The organism is Streptococcus constellatus subsp. constellatus, assembly GCF_023167545.1.
In the GTDB taxonomy this organism is placed as follows: Bacteria; Bacillota; Bacilli; order Lactobacillales; family Streptococcaceae; genus Streptococcus; species Streptococcus constellatus.
Genome location: NZ_AP014647.1, coordinates 902,215 through 919,921 on the forward strand (window position 1 = coordinate 902,215; position 17,707 = coordinate 919,921).

At 39.4% G+C, this 17,707-nt stretch carries 13 protein-coding genes, 3 tRNA genes and 1 pseudogene; 2 read left to right on the forward strand and 15 right to left on the reverse strand.

The genetic code is table 11. From position 1 onward, the window contains the following. Positions 1–170: 170 nt before the first annotated feature. A complete protein-coding gene (locus SCSC_RS04455; RefSeq protein WP_006269590.1) occupies positions 171–914 on the reverse strand; it encodes a class A sortase in 744 nt (247 codons plus the stop codon). A gap of 23 nt (positions 915–937) precedes the next feature. After that, on the reverse strand, positions 938–3,382 hold the full coding sequence (gyrA, locus tag SCSC_RS04460; RefSeq protein ID WP_006269557.1) for a DNA gyrase subunit A: 2,445 nt from the start codon (positions 3,380–3,382) through the stop codon (positions 938–940). A 199-nt stretch (positions 3,383–3,581) separates the two neighbouring features. Between gyrA and SCSC_RS04465 the strand changes: the two genes are divergently transcribed. After that, entirely contained in the window at positions 3,582–4,565 is a 984-nt protein-coding gene (locus tag SCSC_RS04465; protein WP_003069027.1) for an L-lactate dehydrogenase, read from the forward strand. 237 nt (positions 4,566–4,802) lie between these two features. Here SCSC_RS04465 and SCSC_RS04470 read toward each other — a convergent pair whose 3' ends face one another. The 12 genes and pseudogenes from SCSC_RS04470 to parE form a co-directional block, all read right to left on the reverse strand. Further along, positions 4,803–5,210: an NUDIX hydrolase gene (locus tag SCSC_RS04470; protein ID WP_003069025.1), complete on the reverse strand. Its 408-nt coding sequence runs from the start codon at positions 5,208–5,210 to the stop codon at positions 4,803–4,805. Positions 5,211–5,275: 65 nt separating this feature from the next. After that, positions 5,276–5,347: transfer RNA gene (locus SCSC_RS04475), tRNA-Arg, on the reverse strand. Between the two features lie 82 nt (positions 5,348–5,429). Continuing rightward, complete coding sequence (gene rpsA, locus SCSC_RS04480; RefSeq protein ID WP_006269521.1) at positions 5,430–6,629, reverse strand: 30S ribosomal protein S1; 1,200 nt, start codon at positions 6,627–6,629, stop codon at positions 5,430–5,432. 162 nt (positions 6,630–6,791) lie between these two features. Next, positions 6,792–6,863: transfer RNA gene (locus SCSC_RS04485), tRNA-Gln, on the reverse strand. Positions 6,864–6,904: 41 nt separating this feature from the next. Next, positions 6,905–6,985 (reverse strand) — tRNA-Tyr (locus tag SCSC_RS04490). Positions 6,986–7,037: 52 nt separating this feature from the next. Beyond that, a complete protein-coding gene (locus SCSC_RS04495) occupies positions 7,038–7,268 on the reverse strand; it encodes a DUF2969 domain-containing protein (RefSeq protein WP_003024423.1) in 231 nt (76 codons plus the stop codon). Positions 7,269–7,371: 103 nt separating this feature from the next. Further along, positions 7,372–8,394, reverse strand: a pseudogene (locus SCSC_RS04500) (branched-chain amino acid aminotransferase); the annotation flags it as partial. A 137-nt stretch (positions 8,395–8,531) separates the two neighbouring features. Further along, on the reverse strand, positions 8,532–10,988 hold the full coding sequence (gene parC, locus SCSC_RS04505; RefSeq protein WP_037565548.1) for a DNA topoisomerase IV subunit A: 2,457 nt from the start codon (positions 10,986–10,988) through the stop codon (positions 8,532–8,534). Positions 10,989–11,200: 212 nt separating this feature from the next. Continuing rightward, positions 11,201–12,022 (reverse strand): aminoglycoside 6-adenylyltransferase, encoded by an 822-nt coding sequence (locus SCSC_RS04510; protein WP_006269482.1) that lies wholly within the window; start codon positions 12,020–12,022, stop codon positions 11,201–11,203. A gap of 19 nt (positions 12,023–12,041) precedes the next feature. Continuing rightward, positions 12,042–12,776, reverse strand: coding sequence for a DUF6261 family protein (locus SCSC_RS04515; RefSeq protein ID WP_006269556.1), 735 nt, complete (start codon positions 12,774–12,776; stop codon positions 12,042–12,044). Between the two features lie 194 nt (positions 12,777–12,970). Continuing rightward, positions 12,971–13,798 carry a hypothetical protein gene (locus tag SCSC_RS04520; protein WP_006269475.1) on the reverse strand — a complete coding sequence of 276 codons (828 nt, stop codon included), beginning with the start codon at positions 13,796–13,798 and terminating at the stop codon, positions 12,971–12,973. 9 nt (positions 13,799–13,807) lie between these two features. Then, on the reverse strand, positions 13,808–15,751 hold the full coding sequence (gene parE, locus SCSC_RS04525; protein ID WP_006269547.1) for a DNA topoisomerase IV subunit B: 1,944 nt from the start codon (positions 15,749–15,751) through the stop codon (positions 13,808–13,810). Positions 15,752–15,932: 181 nt separating this feature from the next. Here parE and plsY point away from each other — a divergent pair, with 181 nt between their 5' ends. Next, complete coding sequence (gene plsY, locus SCSC_RS04530) at positions 15,933–16,580, forward strand: glycerol-3-phosphate 1-O-acyltransferase PlsY (protein ID WP_006269574.1); 648 nt, start codon at positions 15,933–15,935, stop codon at positions 16,578–16,580. Positions 16,581–17,074: 494 nt separating this feature from the next. On the opposite strand, the gene SCSC_RS04535 is transcribed toward plsY, so the two are convergent. Then, entirely contained in the window at positions 17,075–17,692 is a 618-nt protein-coding gene (locus tag SCSC_RS04535) for a hypothetical protein (RefSeq protein ID WP_003068994.1), read from the reverse strand. Positions 17,693–17,707 lie beyond the last annotated feature (15 nt).

A 17,707-nucleotide genomic window follows, 5' to 3' on the forward strand; every position in this document is an offset into this window, starting at 1 on the left:
ATTTAACACGAGTCGTTTTACTTTCAGCTAACGAAAAAGGTTAAGCAAAAACTTCCTGAATAATGAAAAAAGCTTAAAATCAACGTTTTTAATAACTTGATTTTAAGCTTTTCTATTGTTAGCTACTTAATTTTGACTAAAAACGGAATCTTTGCCCAGCTTCTTTTATTTTATAGTTGCATTTGATTATATGTTTTACTAAATGCATTCAAAATTTCTTTTGGAGCATCCTCGTAAGAAGTTTCTCCTTCTAGTGTTCCTTTAACAATCGTTCGCGAAGTAGCTGCAGCATCTTCGCAAGTCACTAGCGTTACCTCATTGACTCCTTCACGATCATTAATCACATCTACTCTGTCAGGTGAAACATTTTCAACAGAAGTAATGGAATAAGTATATATCTTCTCTTTATCTGTTAGGTAAATCTTCATTCCGGCTTTTGCACGATCTAACGGAGAAAATAGCATATTACTTGCACCTGTAATTCCAAACACATGGTGACTCGCCAATGCATAATTCCCTTTCCCCATTTGTTGCGTTTCTTTCATAGTACCTGCACCATAATAAAGCCCTACATTATCCAAGCCTTTAAAGATTGGTAGATTCATTGAAAGTTCTGGGATAGCAATTCCTCCAATAACTGGTAATTGCTGAGCTCGCCATTGAGCATTAATCACATCTTCAGTTGACAATGATTTTACTTTGTCAAAGTTAAAGCTGGTTTTGGCTTTTTTATTTTTATTAATCTTATCTTTTGAAACATTGCTCACTTGATACCTATTGGTATGCCAGACCATAATCATATTACGAATAGAAGAGTTGAAAATAAGTGCAAGCGCTACAATAATTAGCAATGTCGCAACAATATTAATCAGAATATTTTTTCTTTTATTATGTTTTTTTCTTCTTGATGACATAACATTTCCTTTTATCTAGTTTATTATTCATCCACTTCTTTTTCATTTTCTGCTTCAACACTTGTAAAAGTAACAATTTGCGCTCCCTTATCTAGTCGCATTACTTTAACACCCAAAGTTGCACGTCCTGTTTGAGAAATGTTAGCAACATTTGTTCGGATAATGACACCTGTATTTGTGATAATCATTAAATCTTCATCACCGTTCACGGCCATAAGCCCCGCTAATGGACCGTTCTTTTCAGTGATATTCGCTGTTTTCATCCCTTTTCCGCCACGTCCTTTCGTAGCGTATTCACTAGCCAAAGTTCGCTTACCATAACCTTTTTCAGTAATGACTAACACTTCTTGATTATCCGAAATAACGCTAGCTCCCACAACATGATCATCTGGGCGCAAATTTACACCACGTACACCAGTTGCAGCTCGTCCCATGTTGCGAACCTGATTTTCATTAAATCGTACAGCATAGCCCATTTTTGTTCCGATAATGATGTCTGTTTGCCCATCTGTCAGAAAGACATTGATTAGCTCATCTTCATCTTTTAAATTCAAAGCTTTTAGCCCATTTTGACGAATGTTAGCAAATTCTGTTACGCTAGTTCGTTTTACCACACCATAGCGCGTGGTGAAGAAAAGGTAAGAATGATCATTATGTTCAGCTTGAACATTGATGATTGTCTGAATTGTTTCACCTTCGTCCAATTTCAACAAATTGACAATTGGAAGTCCTTTAGCTGTACGACCATATTCAGGAATTTCATAACCTTTCAAACGATAAACACGGCCTTTATTGGTGAAGAAGAGCAAGCGTTCATGTGTACTAGTAGAAACTAATTCACGAACAAAGTCATCATCCTTAACACCTGTCCCTTGAACCCCTCGACCACCACGTTTTTGAGCTGTAAATTCATCTTGATTTAGCCGTTTGATGTAACCTTTATTGGAAAGCGTGATTAAAACATCAGCCTCTTCAATTAAATCTTCATCTTCAAGAGATAAAACTTCCCCGACCATTAGTTCCGTACGGCGCTTATCAGAAAATTTACGTTTGACTTCTTCCAACTCTTCTTTGATAATCGCAACAACTCGTTCTGGTTTTGCCAATATATCTGTCAAATCCGCAATTAATTTCATTAAATCATCGTATTCAGACTGAATCTTATCGCGCTCCAATCCTGTCAAACGACGAAGACGCATATCCAGAATTGCTTGACTTTGACGTTCGGACAATTCATACTGCGACATCAATTCTGCTTGTGCTTCCGCATCAGTTTCACTATTTCGGATGATGCGAATCACTTCATCGATATGATCAAGAGCAATTAGTAAACCGGCTAAAATATGTGCACGAGCTTCTGCCTTTTCCTTATCAAAAATCGTCCGACGAGTTACCACTTCTTTTTGATGTTCAATATAAGCAAGCAGAATTTCACGCAAGGAGAGAATTTTAGGAACTCCATTTTGAATCGCTAGCATATTGAAACTGAAATTCGTCTGCATTTGCGTGAGTTTAAATAAGTTATTTAAAATAACATGCGCACTTGCATCACGCTTCACTTCAATGATAAAGCGAACACCTTCTCGGTTAGATTCATCACGGACTGCCGTAATTCCATCAATCCGTTTTTCTTGAACAAGCCGGACAATATGTTCATGGACTTTTGTCTTGTTGACCATATACGGAAATTCGGTAACAACAATCCGTTCTCGACCAGATTTAGTTTCTTCGATTTCTGTCCGAGCACGTAAAACGATAGAACCTTTTCCAGTTTCATAAGCATGGTGAATTCCTGACCTTCCCATGACTAAAGCTCCCGTTGGAAAATCTGGACCAGGCAATACTTCCATAAGATCGCGCGTTGTCACATCTGGATTGTCCATGACTAATTTTACAGCATCGATGGTTTCACCAAGATTATGGGGAGGAATATTGGTAGCCATCCCCACAGCAATCCCAGTTGCTCCATTAACCAATAAATTAGGAAAACGTGACGGTAAGACTAATGGCTCACGTTCGCTGCTATCATAGTTATCCGCAAAATCAACTGTATTTTTGTTAATATCGCGCAACATCTCAAGCGAAATTTTACTCATACGAGCTTCTGTATACCGTTGTGCTGCGGGACCATCTCCATCCATAGAACCAAAGTTTCCGTGACCATCAACCAGCATATGACGGTAAGACCACCATTGCGCCATCCGCACCATCGCTTCATAGATAGAGGAATCTCCGTGTGGGTGATATTTACCCATAACATCACCCGTAATACGAGCAGATTTCTTATGCGGTTTATCAGGGGTAACACCTAGTTCATTCATTCCATACAATATTCTTCGATGAACAGGCTTTAAACCATCTCGAACATCAGGAAGGGCACGAGCCACAATGACACTCATGGCGTAATCGATAAAACTCGTCTTCATTTCGCTCGTTAAGTTCACATTGACTAAATTATTATCCTGCATTAAAAAATGCCTCTCTTCAATTTATATGACCATATCATTATAACATAAATCATGATTTTTTTCAGTAAACACCCCTTATCATAAAAACGTTTACATAAGATGATATGTATTATATCCGTGACAAAATGTTACAAAAGTGATAGAATGAAGTTGTAAAGGGAAAATGTTCCCCAATAAAATAAAGGAGATGTTTAGCAAAATGACTCTTACTAAACAACATAAAAAAGTCATCCTTGTCGGTGACGGTGCTGTAGGTTCTTCTTACGCATTTGCTCTTGTCAACCAAGGTATCGCTCAAGAACTTGGTATCGTTGATATTTTCAAGGAAAAGACAGAAGGAGATGCTGAAGACCTTAGCCACGCCCTTGCCTTCACTTCACCTAAGAAAATCTATTCAGCAGAATATGCTGATGCGCACGATGCAGATCTTGTTGTTTTGACTGCTGGTGCACCACAAAAACCGGGTGAAACTCGTCTTCAATTGGTTGAAAAAAACCTCCGCATCAACAAAGATGTTGTTACCAAAATTGTTGAGTCAGGATTTAATGGTATTTTCCTTGTGGCTGCTAACCCAGTTGATATCTTGACTTACTCAACTTGGAAATTCTCTGGATTCCCTAAAGAACGTGTCATTGGTTCAGGTACTTCTCTTGACTCAGCACGTTTCCGTCAAGCGCTTGCTGAAAAATTGGATGTAGATGCTCGCTCTGTCCATGCTTACATCATGGGAGAACATGGTGATTCAGAATTCGCTGTTTGGTCACATGCTAACGTTGCAGGTGTCAACCTTGAAAATTATCTTCAAGACGTAGAAAACTTCAATGCTGCTGAATTGGTTGACTTATTTGAAGGCGTTCGTGATGCTGCATACTCAATTATCAATAAAAAAGGTGCAACATTCTATGGTATCGCAGTTGCCTTAGCTCGTATTACAAAAGCTATCCTTGATGACGAAAATTCAGTTCTTCCACTTTCGGTATTCCAAGAAGGTCAATATCCTGGTGTTACAGATTGCTACATTGGACAACCAGCTATTGTTGGCGCACATGGTATCGTACGTCCAGTAAATATCCCGTTGAATGATGCTGAAAAACAAAAAATGCAAGCTTCTGCTAAACAATTGAAAGATATCATCAATGATGCTTTCTCTAAAGAAGAATTTGCTTCAGTAGCTAAAAACTAAAGAATTTCCTTTCTTACTCCTTGTTTTATCAAGGAGTTTTTTCATTTTAAAACAGGAATAAAATTTGAACTTTTTTAGTTTGCGGTTTTAGCTTCGTTACCTAACATTCCTTTAGAATCTTGAAGTATGAATGAAAAAAATTGTTCTTTCGAGTTTGAAAAGCGAATGTTATTGGAACTGTTTCATAAGTCCTATCTATTCTTTCAACTATATTAATAGCTTTTACTACTTTATAACTTATTTGAATAGATCGTTTAAATATGGAACAATTGTTTCTTCTTTCATATCCGATAAGGTCTGAATCCAGCGAAATGCTGTATGCTCTTCCGGATCAAGTTTTATCTCTCTATTATATTCTAGCAATTTCGCCTTATACACTAGACGCGTAAAAACGATGCCTTTTGTATCATCGTAACAGCTATCCTCATGAAGTATCTCACTTAATTGTATCTTTTGGTTGACTTCTTCCATCGCTTCTCGTACAGCACCTTCTCGCGGCAATTCGTCTTCTTCCACACTACCTCCTGGAATATCCCAATATTCTGGATACATGTTTGGAGAACCACGTTTTATTTTACTTCGTTTAATAAGCAAATATTTTCCATCTTTTTCAATTAGAGCATGAGCAATCAATTTTATAGGCATTCGCAATCTCCTTTGTAGAAATAAAAAATCTTGCATAAAACAAGACTTTCAAGTAATAAACACAATCCACCCTGAGAGAATCGAACTCCCATCTCAAGAACCGGAATCTTACGTGATATCCATTACACTAAGGGTGGCAACTATTTTATTATATAAAAATTTTATAAAAATAACAAGTAAAAAAGGACTGAAATGATAAATTCCAATCCTTTTATTTGATTATAATTCAATATCACCAAATAAGTCAGCCATTGAAAATCCAGTTTGAGTTTCTGGAAGTTCAAAGTCACGTTTTTCTTGACGTTTTTGACGACGAGGACGTGATTGACGTTTTTCTTTTTGGTCATCTTCTTGTGCTGGACGTTCTTCAAGAGCCTTGATAGAAAGTGATACACGTTCTGCATCAGCGTTTACATCAAGAACTTTCACGGTTACTTCCTGACCGACTTTAAGCACATCTTTGGGATTTTCAACACGTTTATGTGAAATTTGTGAAATATGGACAAGTCCATCAATACCTGGTAATACTTCTACAAAAGCACCGAAATCTGTTAAACGTTTAACTGTACCTTCGATAACATCACCGGCAGCAAGTTTTTGTTCGACACCGTCCCATGGTCCAGGGGTTGTAGCTTTAAGAGAAAGCGATACACGACCTTCTTCTTCATTCAAATCAAGAACTTTTACTTCGATTTCATCGCCAACTGATACAACAGATTTTGGTGAAACATTGCGCTCATGTGACAATTCAGTTAAATGAACAAGTCCGTCAACACCACCAAGATCAATAAAAGCGCCAAAGCTTGTGATACGTGCAACTTTCCCAATCACGATGTCACCAACAGCCAATTTACCAAACACTTCAGCACGTGCTGCTGCTGCTTGAGCTTCTACAACTTCACGACGTGAAAGGATAAAGCGATTTTCTTTTGGATCCACTTCTTTAATTTTTGCTTCAAATTCTTGACCTACAAAACGTTCAGTGTTACGAACGAAACGAGTATCTAGCATTGAAGCAGGAATAAATCCACGAAGTCCTTCAAATTCTACCGAAAGTCCGCCTTTAACAGCACGAGTCCCTTTTACAGTAACAACTTCTTCTTCACGTCCAACCAACTTGTCCCATGCCTTGCGAGCTTCTAAACGTTTTTTAGATACTAGGTAAGTAACTGTATCCGTATCTTTACCCACTACTTGACGAAGAACAAGCAATTCAAGTGTTTCACCTGGTTTTACAAGGTCGTTAATGTCAGCATCACGATCGTTTGTCAATTCACGAAGGGTCAAAACACCTTCCACACCAGTTCCAGCGATTGCAACATTAGCTTGGTTCGCATCAACAGTCAATACTTCAGCAGTAACGACGTCGCCTGGCTCAACTTGGCTAACACTATTTAGCAAATCTTCAAATTCATTCATCTAAAAAAATCCTCCAACAATCAAGCATTTCTCGCTTGACATACTTATAATATTTTTCCTAAGCACCGCAATGACATTGAACTATCTTTAACGTTTCTCACCCTATAAAGAAATAAAATACCCTAAGATATTTTACCATTTATCTGATATATTACCTAAGAACTGGGGTAGCTGGATTCGAACCAACGCATGAGGGAGTCAAAGTCCCTTGCCTTACCGCTTGGCTATACCCCAAAAAAGAACGTGGTCATACCATTAAAAATTAAGTACGCTCATGGAGAGGGAGGGATTCGAACCCCCGAACCCGAAGGAGCGGATTTACAGTCCGCCGCGTTTAGCCTCTTCGCTACCTCTCCTGTATAATCAACAGTATTCATTATACCATTGATGAAAAGAAAATACAAGCATTTATTTACTCAAATTATAGGTTTCAATCAATTTTTCCACAGCATTTTCAAGTTTTTTATAAAAACTATCAACATTTTCATTTTTTATGATAGCAAATTGCCCGTTAAACTCAGCAATTTGACCAATGACTTTTTTTCCAATTGATAGAACATAACCTTCGTACTGGTCAGTTCCTACTTTGACTTGGCTATCTGCCAATTGGATTTCAATCTTTTTATCTTTTTTACTCATCATATACCTCTTTCAAGTCTCTATTTTACAAAAAAATAGGAAAACTAGCAAGTGATATGTGACAATAAAAGCTACCTCAACCGAGAGATAGCTTCAAACATTTTTAAACTTTTACGATCCAGCCTTCTGGTGCTTTAACATCGCCAAATTGGATACCGGTTAATTCATCATAAAGTTTTCGAGTAACAGGTCCAACTTCTGTTTCACTATAAAAAACATGAAACTCATCACCGTGCTGAACACCACCAATTGGAGAGATAACCGCTGCTGTGCCGCAAGCCCCTGCTTCGACAAATTTATCTAGATCATCTATGAAAATATCCTCCTCAATAGCTTTCATGCCCAAACGATGCTCTGCTAAGTATAGAAGAGAGTATTTTGTGATAGAAGGCAGGATAGATGGGCTAAGTGGTGTGATAAATTCATTATCTACGGTAATACCAAAGAAATTGGCAGAACCCACCTCTTCAATTTTGGTATGAGTTGCAGGATCTAAATAGATTACATCTGAAAATCCGTTTGTTTTCGCATATTGACCAGGAACAAAACTTCCTGCATAGTTTCCCCCTACCTTAGCTGCACCTGTTCCATGTGGAGCCGCACGATCGTATTCCTCTTGAATGAGAAAATTAGTTGGTTGCAAGCCTCCTTTAAAGTAATTTCCAACAGGCATAGCAAATACAGTAAAAATGTATTCATCGGCTGGTTTTACGCCAATGATGTCACCGATACCTAGCAACAGCGGACGAATATAAAGAGTCCCTCCTGTTCCATACGGTGGAACGTATTCTTCATTTGCACGAACAACCTGCTTAACTGCATCAACAAACATATCAGTCGGAACTTGTGGCATTAAGAGCCGGTCTGAGGTACGTTGTAGACGTTTTGCATTTTGATCCGGGCGAAATAGTTGAACGCTACCATCTTTTGTGCGATATGCTTTCATTCCTTCAAAAGCCTGTTGTCCATAATGAAGGCAGGGAGAAGATTCAGACATATGCAAAGTAGCATCTTCAGTTAATTCTCCTTTTTCCCATTGACCGTTTTTATAATAAGCGAGATAACGATAAGGTAATTTCATATAGGAAAAGCCTAGGTTTCCCCAATCAAGATTTACTGACATAACATTCTCCTTTTTGAACTTATGTTTTTAATTTTACACTATTTTTAGATATTTTCAATGGCTTTTTGCAAAATTCTGAAAATTTTTTAATTTCAGTTTATAACGACAATAAAAAATCAGCCACTTGGACTGATTTTCAATTATTTAAGATTCGCAGAAAACACTTCTTCATCAGAAATGGTATCTGAGATAAAACTACCATTGCTGGTTCTTTCAGATAAACCAAGATCAGCTAGATTCACCTCGTAAGTCGTTCCTTTGCTGGATACAATAGAAAGGATCTGCTCTTCTTCTGCTGCTGGATTGTCTGAACTGAAGAGATCTAGTTCTGCAGGCTGCTCCCCAAAGACAGAACCTGCTTGAAAGACACGATGTGGCTTGGACTTCAGATCGCGCAACACTTGCAAGCCACGATTCGCTCGACTAGTCACAGGAATGTCTGCAACTGCCATTCGCTTGAGCGCTCCTCTCTGAGTCAAGATATAAAGTGAATCAGTATTGGCAATAAAAGCAGTAGCTAGGACATCATCTTTTTTGAGATTGATAGCTTTGACACCCGCTGCCTTGGCACCCACAATTGGTACTTCTTCGATATTGAACCGAAGAGCATAACCGTTCTTAGTCACTAACATGACATCGTCCAGCTTGATTGGAGAGAGGGTGATAATTTGATCGTCTTCATTTTTTAGTTTAGCAAACTTGATAGACTTGGACTTATAGGTTCGCCAAGGACTAAATTCTCTTCGCTCTACGCGCTTGATTTGCCCTAGTTTTGTTACCGCAAAATAAGTTCCTTCGTCAAAATTATCAACCAATTCTGTATAGATGACTTCTTCATTCGTCTCAAAATTAGTAATAGTCTGACTGAGGTGTTCCCCGATTTCTTTCCAGCGAATGTCTGCCAGTTCATGAATCGGTCGATAGATGACATTGCCAAGGTTGGTAAAAATCAAAAGATGCTGAGTAGTTTTCGCCGAGCTGACAAAAACCAGACGATCATCATCCCGCTTACCGACCTCATCAACTGTTGATGAATTGAAAGAGCGCGGACTAGTGCGTTTGAGGTAACCGCCACGAGTGACGCTAACAAAAGTTTCTTCTTCCACAATCAGACTTGCTGTATCAATCTCGATGGCATTTGCCGTATCTTGCAATTCACTAAGACGAGGATTACCAAATTTCTTTTTGACATCGCGGAGCTCACGCTTCATGAGGTTATACATGGTGCGCTCATCGCCGATAATAGCAGAAAGCATCGCAATTTTATCGCGCAGTTCTGCTTCTTCCTCCTCCAGAACGACTACGTCAGTATTGGTTAAGCGATAAAGTTGGAGGGTGACAATGGCTTCAGCCTGCTCCTCGGTAAAATCATAGCTGACTTTGAGATTTTCCTTCGCATCTGATTTATTTTCCGATGCACGAATGAGCGCAATCACTTCATCCAAGATAGAAATCACTCGAATCAAACCTTCTACGATATGCAAGCGCTTCTCAGCCTTGGTCTTGTCAAAACGGCTGCGAGCCAGAATAATCTCCTTGCGGTGAGCAATGTAGCTGGTCAAGATTGGTACAATTCCTACCAAACGTGGCGTGAAATGATCAATGGCCACCATGTTGAAATTGTAATTAACTTGCAAATCAGTGTACTTGAAAAGATAGTTGAGAATCAGCTCGGTATTGGCATCCTTTTTCAGCTCAATGGCAATACGAAGCCCATCGCGGTCAGACTCATCCCGCACTTCTGCAATACCAGCTACCTTGCTATTGACCCGCACATCGTCAATTTTCTTGACCAAGACCGCCTTGTTAATCTCATAGGGAATCTCTGTCACAACGATCTGCTCTTTGCCACCTTTGAGCTTTTCAATTTCCGTCCGAGAACGCACGACGACGCGACCCTTTCCAGTCTCATAGGCTTTCTTAATCTCATCTCGCCCTTGTACAATGGCTCCCGTTGGGAAGTCAGGACCTGGCAGAAATTCCATGAGTTTGTCCACCTTGGCTTTGGGATGATCAATCATGTAGACCACTGCATCGATGACTTCAGCCAGATTGTGAGGCGGAATGTCTGTCGCATAACCAGCAGAAATTCCCGTCGCACCATTAACCAAAAGATTTGGAAAAGTAGCAGGCAATACAGTTGGTTCTTTCTCCGTATCGTCAAAGTTCCAAGCAAAAGGTACGGTGTCCTTTTCGATGTCTTGCAAAAGGTAGCCGGCAATCTCAGACAAGCGAGCCTCAGTGTACCGCATAGCGGCTGGCGGATCACCGTCCATAGAACCATTATTTCCGTGCATTTCCACTAAAATCTCGCGGTTCTTCCAATCCTGAGACATGCGGACCATGGCGTCGTAAATGGAGCTGTCACCATGCGGGTGAAAATTCCCCATAATGTTTCCGACAGACTTTGCAGACTTGCGGTAGCCCTTGTCAAAGGTATTGCCGTCCTTATTCATAGAATAAAGAATACGACGCTGCACGGGCTTCAGTCCGTCACGAATGTCGGGCAAAGCCCGCTCCTGAATGATATATTTGGAGTAGCGCCCAAAACGCTCTCCCATAATGTCTTCTAAAGACATGTTTTGAATATTAGACATAAGATACAAAGGGACGTTTCGGCTTGCCGAAAATTTCTGTAGAAAAATAGGAAATCAATGCAGGGTTCGATGAACTCCAACCGATTTATCTTTTTTTCTAAGTCTTAGTCCCGTGTTCAGTTGCTATACAACCAAACTATCCTTTCTGTAATTTTCTTTTTTAATGCTTCCTGATGTAAGAGGCATCTCTTATGAATGAGCAAAGTGGATTATCACTTTCTTAGATTCAGTTTTTCTTTAGTGTACTGAATCATTTTTTCTGCAGTTTCTTTATCATAAGGAAAACCAGTCTTGAGAGAGAAAGCCTGAGCTTCTCTGTGGAAAAATTGCTGCGTAGACAGTAAAGACTGGATGAGGCATTCTTTGCTGGAAAAATCAAGCAAAGCGGCAAATTCTTCCTCCTTCTCAGCGTGCAAATACTGAAACAGATACTTATAGTTTTTGCCGACATCAATGACTCCTCTATCCGCTGCCACTTGCCAAGCCAATAATTTCAGCAATTCTTTCTGACAGATACCATAGAGATGATCCACCGCATACACAAATTGCTGACGCTGAATACCCTTGACAACATAGGCTAAAACCCACCAGAATTCATTGCACGATTTTGCAAAATCATCTGCACTCGCTGGTTTTGTCCAATAACGTTTGGGAGTAGGTGTATAGGGCTGAAAGAGTCCCTTAGGGTCATCCAGCACTGTGAAATCTGCTTCGCTATCCACCCATTCTTTGATGTGTTTCTTGGGGCAGAGAGTCAGATCTATCCGATTGCCATCTTCAAAGAGCATCAGATAGAGACGGCGATGATTAAGTACGTTATGCTGCTCGATGATGCGCTTGCCAAACGCTTCCAACCAAGCAAGGTCGGTTACCATAGCAGCCAAATCATCCACAATGTAGACCACATCATAATCTTGAAACTCGTCCTTTGGAGCATTCGGATTTGCCCGCGAGCCAGATAGAGCGACTGCATCCGCTTGTATGACTTTTGCAATTTGTAAAATCAAATCCAACATTTCACTTTCAGTTCTCATGGAGGTACCTACCTTTTTGCTAGATCGCTTCTTTCGCTTTCTTAACCGCTTTGCGTTTTTTGTAGCGGCTGCGAATAGTATTGAGGTGATCGCGAAGATCCGCATAGTGGCTTCTTTCTGGGTAGGCATAGGTCATAATAGCGGTAAAATCCAGCAGGAAATCGTAGATTTCTTGTAGCTGCATGCGGAGTTGTTTGCTTTGGCTAGGCACTTTGCCTTTCAATTCGGTCAAGCGCTCCTTGTATGCTTCTTCAAATTGCTTTTGCGCAGTCACCAAGCTTTCCACATGAGCTTCCAAGTGCAGTTTTGCCAGCGCCGTTTGATAGGTTGATTTCTTCAACTCTTGGAGCAGGTGGTTGATGCCCTCTGTCTCTTTTTCATAGTTGGCAGCCGCAATCCCTGCGTAATTTTTTAGCAAGCCCGCCAAGGTGTCATAGGCTTCTTTGGTCGCAGTCTCCTTGACCCGTGAAAATGCCCGCACCAAAGCAGTCAGCGTCCCCAAAGCATCGTCTCGCTCGCGGTCGGCTTGGTCTAAACTAGTCACCAAGCGACTAGCTTTCGTCTGATGAAGCCCCTCCTGAAACTTAGCCAAATGCTGGCTCATCTCTTCCAGTTTACTCGTATAAATACTTTCAACCTTATGCGCCTTGTTAAAAGCAGCAATTGCCTCTTTCGACTCGGTCATGAGCTGGGAAAATTCATTGTTTTCCAAATTGCGCACGGTTAAACTAATGACTCCGTATTCTTTTGTCATAAACTCCTCTTTCTTCGTGTATGTTTTAGTTTTTTGCTTCAAAATCGCTCAGAACACATGCAAATGTTCGTCTTTTGCTCTAAAAATTCAAATCACACATGTGTGATTTGGTTTTTTACTCCTAGACAAGAAATTCTTCATGTGAAATTTCTTGTTTTAAGGGTGGGGAAGGCGATTTCTTGTGGGGGATTAACTTATCCATTTCTCAAAGTTTTCAATTTCGATAAAATTCTAGCTTCATCTAAGCTAAGAATAACAAATAAAGTTGAAGCATAAATATCATCATACCACTGTTCTAATTCTTCTTCTGTAATTTCCAGATGATATTGCTTACTATTATTATGTCTCAATCCTAGATTATTATACATATTGAAGAGCTGTTCAACCGCAATAATTTTCTTATTATTATTTACTTTCATAACTTCTTTTAACTCTTCAGAATCATTTAATTCATCTCTAAATGGTTCAAGATAAGTAGCCAAAGAAATAAGTATCTCTTTCTTACGCTCAATATTACCTTTATTGGCAAAATGATTATATTCTAAAACCTTTATTGCATCTTGAATACTTGTTTCTGATACAATTTGAGAAACTTCTGAGGCATAAACATTCTTTTCAACAATAATTCGGTTTCCGTTATCTAAGGTAATCAATTCATGATTTGACAACTCTAAAAATCTATTGATATTATCAAATATGACTTGAATGAATTCACACTCTTCTGTTGTAAACTTTTCTAAAAGACTATAAAAAATATCAACTAATAACTCAGAAAAAACAAATAATTCCTCGGTGGCATCATAGAAGTTTGCACTAATAACTTCTATGATTTGTGAATAACTGGTAAATGTTGAACGATTAGGATAATCTAAAAAATTCTTAGAAATAGCACTATTTATAGTTGTATAATAGACATGTCCAAAATTCTTCTCCATTTCAAGTAAATCTATTAAATTTTTCGATTCTCTATCTGGATCAAACTCCATCTGATTCAAAATTTCAAAATAATTTTGTCTAGCCATTTCCCTCTCCTAAAACACTCCACTCTCCTCCAGCGTAAACTTGACATTATCTTCAATCCATTTACGGCGGGGCGGGACTTTGTCTCCCATGAGGACATTGACGCGGCGTTCGGCACGGGCAAGGTCTTCGATAGTGACACGGATAAGGGTACGATTTTCAGGATTCATGGTGGTTTCCCAGAGTTGGTCGGCGTTCATTTCCCCCAGACCTTTGTAGCGCTGCAGCGTGGCACCTTTGCCAAATTTCTTGCGCAAATCTTCTAACTCACCGTCTGTCCAAGCATATTCGACAACTTCATTTTTGCCTTTGCCTTTAGACATCTTATAAAGCGGCGGCAGAGCGATATAGACATGACCTGCTTCAACCAGCGGACGCATATAGCGGTAAAAGAAGGTCAACAAGAGCGTCTGGATATGGGCTCCGTCCGTATCAGCATCGGTCATGATGATAATCTTGTCATAGTTGGCGTCTTCTAGAGAGAAGTCCGAGCCAACACCTGCACCAATGGTGTAAATCATGGTGTTAATTTCTTCATTTTTGAGAATATCTGCCATTTTGGCTTTTGCAGTATTGATAACCTTACCGCGGAGAGGCAGAATCGCCTGAAACTTGCGGTCACGACCCTGTTTGGCAGACCCACCCGCAGAATCTCCTTCGACCAGATAGAGTTCGTTTTTAGCTGGATTTTTGGATTGGGCTGGCGTTAATTTCCCAGACAGCAATCCCTTGTCTTTCTTGTTTTTCTTGCCATTCCGGCTTTCATCTCTCGCCTTGCGGGCTGCCTCGCGTGCATCTCTTGCCTTGATTGCCTTGCGGATCAGATTAGACGCCAATTCGCCATTTTCCAGCAAGAAGAAGGTCAATTTGTCAGACACAATCGAATCCACTGCAGGTCGAGCCAGTGAGCTTCCTAACTTGTCCTTAGTCTGTCCCTCAAACTGCAAATGCTCTTCCGGCACTAAGATCGAAAGGACAGCTGCTAGACCCTCACGATAGTCAGAGCCTTCCAGATTTTTATCCTTTTCTTTCAGCAAACCGGTCTTTCTCGCATAGTCATTCATGACCTTGGTAATGGCTGACTTGAGCCCCGTCTCGTGCGTTCCGCCGTCCTTGGTGCGGACGTTATTGACAAAAGAAAGGATATTATCAGAATAACCATCATTGTACTGGAGAGCCACCTCTACCTGAAAACCGCCCTCTTCTCCTTCGAAATAAAGAACTGGTGTCAATGTTTCCTTATCTTCATTCAGATAACTGACAAAATCTTGCACCCCATTTTCATAATGAAAATCAACAGACTCGCCCGTTCGCTCATCTGTCAGAGAAAGGTGAACGTTTTTGAGCAAAAAGGCCGATTCATTAAGCCGCTCTGCGATTGTATTATATTTAAAATCAATCGTTGAGAAAATCGTGTCATCTGGCATGAAAGTCACTTTCGTACCAGATTTGGACTTAGCTGCTGTTCCAATTTTCTTCAAAGTTGTTGCTGGCTTTCCACCATTTTCAAAACGTTGTTTATAAATTGTACCGTCACGTGTGATTTCAACTTCTAACCAACTAGACAGCGCATTGACCACAGAAGAACCAACCCCGTGTAAGCCTCCCGATGTCTTGTAACCGCCCTGACCGAATTTTCCGCCTGCATGCAGTACCGTAAAAATAACCTCAACAGTTGGGATTCCCATAGCGTGCATACCGACTGGCATTCCCCGACCGTGGTCTGCTACAGTCAAACTCCCGTCTTTATGAATGGTCACGTCAATCTTATCACCAAAGCCAGACAGAGCCTCGTCAACTGCATTGTCAACAATTTCCCAGACCAAATGGTGAAGCCCAGTTGCATCTGTTGATCCGATATACATACCAGGACGTTTACGAACCGCGTCCAATCCTTCTAATACTTGAATGGCATCATCATTGTAATTGTTAATATTGATTTCCTTTTTTGCCACAAGGAACCTCCTGAATCATTCATCCTTTCTATCTTACAAGTTTTTAGCAAATTTTGCAAAGATTTTTAGAAATAGTGTATTCTTTCTGCTTCTCACCACCATTTTTTCAGCCTAGACAAATTTTATAAAATATTTCTGGTCGTTCAACTATCAAAATCAAAATTCATGGTATAATAAAAGCATGATAAAGATAGTTTTTACATTGATAGCAGCTTATTTGATTGGTTCAATCCCTGCCGGGCTTTGGATTGGACAAGTATTTTACAAGAAAAATCTCCGCGAATACGGCAGCGGAAATACAGGGACGACCAATACCTTTCGTGTCCTTGGAAAAAAAGCAGGCATCATCACCTTTATTTTTGACTTTTTTAAAGGGACATTTGCGACACTATTGCCATTTTTCCTTCATATCAACGGTATTTCTCCTCTCGTTTTTGGACTTTTAGCCGTTCTTGGGCATACCTTCCCCATTTTTGCTGAATTTAAAGGCGGTAAAGCCGTGGCAACCAGTGCAGGTGTCATTCTGGGCTTCTCACCGACTTTCTTCACTTATTTAGCTGTCATCTTTTTCAGCTGCTTGTATCTGACTAGTATGATTTCCTTTTCAAGTGTGACAGCTGCTGCCTCCGCTATTCTGGGAGCCTTAATTTTCCCACTATTTGGCTTTCTTTTACCACGTTATGATGTACTCTTTACCGTAATTGTACTCGCATTAGCGCTCATCATTATCGTCCGACACAAAGATAATATCCAGCGAATTCGGATGAAACAAGAAAACCTCATTCCCTTCGGATTGAATATCACAAAACAACAACCCAAACAGAAATAAAGGGAACTCTATATAGCGGTTTACGCCAACTGCAATAAGCAGCATTTTAAAACAAGATTTTTGTAAATTTGATAATAATAATTTATTTCTGTGTAAACAAGTATGTAATTTTAAAAATAAAAACGGAAGAAGTAATATTCTTCCATTTTTATTTAGCCTTGACTTTATTGATTTCTGAAATTGAATCTTTAAACGTAACACCTTGAATATTATGTGAGTGTCTTTTTTGTAGTTTCTGGCGATGTCATATCAATAACCACAAATTCATCACCTTCAAGATTCTTGTCTTTATCAACAATCGTAGAAACTTGGAAAAGACATGCGCCATTGACATAATGCACTAAGACTTTGATTATATTATATAAGATTTTTTGATAAACTAAAACCTTATTTAGTAAATTTCAGTTCATCGTTCGTTAAAATGGATATAAAAATACTCTAATTTTTATATTAGAATTCCTTTATTTTACAAACATTATGAAATTTTCATCTTATTACTTTATCTGTGCCATCAAACCCTTCAGCTCTGTCGCTCCAACGCCATCACCTGCTTTTTCAAAACACGCCAGTGCTTTTTGTGCATGAAGCTTAGCTCTTTTTATATCTCTCTTAGCTAACATTACCTCAGCCAAGGCGCGATAAGCACAAGCATGGTTGACTAAATCATCTGTCTGCAATGCTAAATTTAGTGTTTCTTGCAAAAGCTCTTCTGCAAGATGAATATTTTCAAGTTTGAACTGTAAATATCCTTGTTCGTATAAATTGACTGATTTCTTTAGGACATCATCAGGGAAATGCTCTGTAATAATTGTAGCTTCTGTCATTATCAAATCATAAGCCTTTTGAAAATGTTCTTCTTCTCGTTCGACCATAGCTAGTTGATGTAAGCCTATGTGCTGTTCTTCTAGGTTCTTTTCAGACACAGCTTGAGCATAATAGTCTTTTAAAAATTGACGGGCTAACGCAAAATCTTTTTCTTCTAAAGCAATATATGCTTTTAAATTCAGTGTACTATAATTGTCTTGTTCTATTTGATAAACTAATTGCTTCGCAAGATGATATTGCCCATCAAACAATGCTTGCCAGGCTTTTTGAAGTTGTTCTTCTGTCATATTTTCTTTCCTTGT

Bases quoted from the DNA above. Each gene is read 5' to 3' on its own strand.
- SCSC_RS04455 (WP_006269590.1), bottom strand. From the start codon at position 914: ATGTCATCAAGAAGAAAAAAACATAATAAAAGAAAAAATATTCTGATT.
- SCSC_RS04495 (WP_003024423.1), bottom strand. From the start codon at position 7,268: ATGAGTAAAAAAGATAAAAAGATTGAAATCCAATTGGCAGATAGCCAA.
- SCSC_RS04510 (WP_006269482.1), bottom strand. From the start codon at position 12,022: ATGAGAACTGAAAGTGAAATGTTGGATTTGATTTTACAAATTGCAAAA.
- SCSC_RS04520 (WP_006269475.1), bottom strand. From the start codon at position 13,798: ATGGCTAGACAAAATTATTTTGAAATTTTGAATCAGATGGAGTTTGAT.
- SCSC_RS04465 (WP_003069027.1), top strand. From the start codon at position 3,582: ATGACTCTTACTAAACAACATAAAAAAGTCATCCTTGTCGGTGACGGT.
- SCSC_RS04515 (WP_006269556.1), bottom strand. From the start codon at position 12,776: ATGACAAAAGAATACGGAGTCATTAGTTTAACCGTGCGCAATTTGGAA.
- gyrA (WP_006269557.1), bottom strand. From the start codon at position 3,382: ATGCAGGATAATAATTTAGTCAATGTGAACTTAACGAGCGAAATGAAG.
- SCSC_RS04470 (WP_003069025.1), bottom strand. From the start codon at position 5,210: ATGCCTATAAAATTGATTGCTCATGCTCTAATTGAAAAAGATGGAAAA.
- rpsA (WP_006269521.1), bottom strand. From the start codon at position 6,629: ATGAATGAATTTGAAGATTTGCTAAATAGTGTTAGCCAAGTTGAGCCA.
- SCSC_RS04535 (WP_003068994.1), bottom strand. From the start codon at position 17,692: ATGACAGAAGAACAACTTCAAAAAGCCTGGCAAGCATTGTTTGATGGG.
- plsY (WP_006269574.1), top strand. From the start codon at position 15,933: ATGATAAAGATAGTTTTTACATTGATAGCAGCTTATTTGATTGGTTCA.
- parC (WP_037565548.1), bottom strand. From the start codon at position 10,988: ATGTCTAATATTCAAAACATGTCTTTAGAAGACATTATGGGAGAGCGT.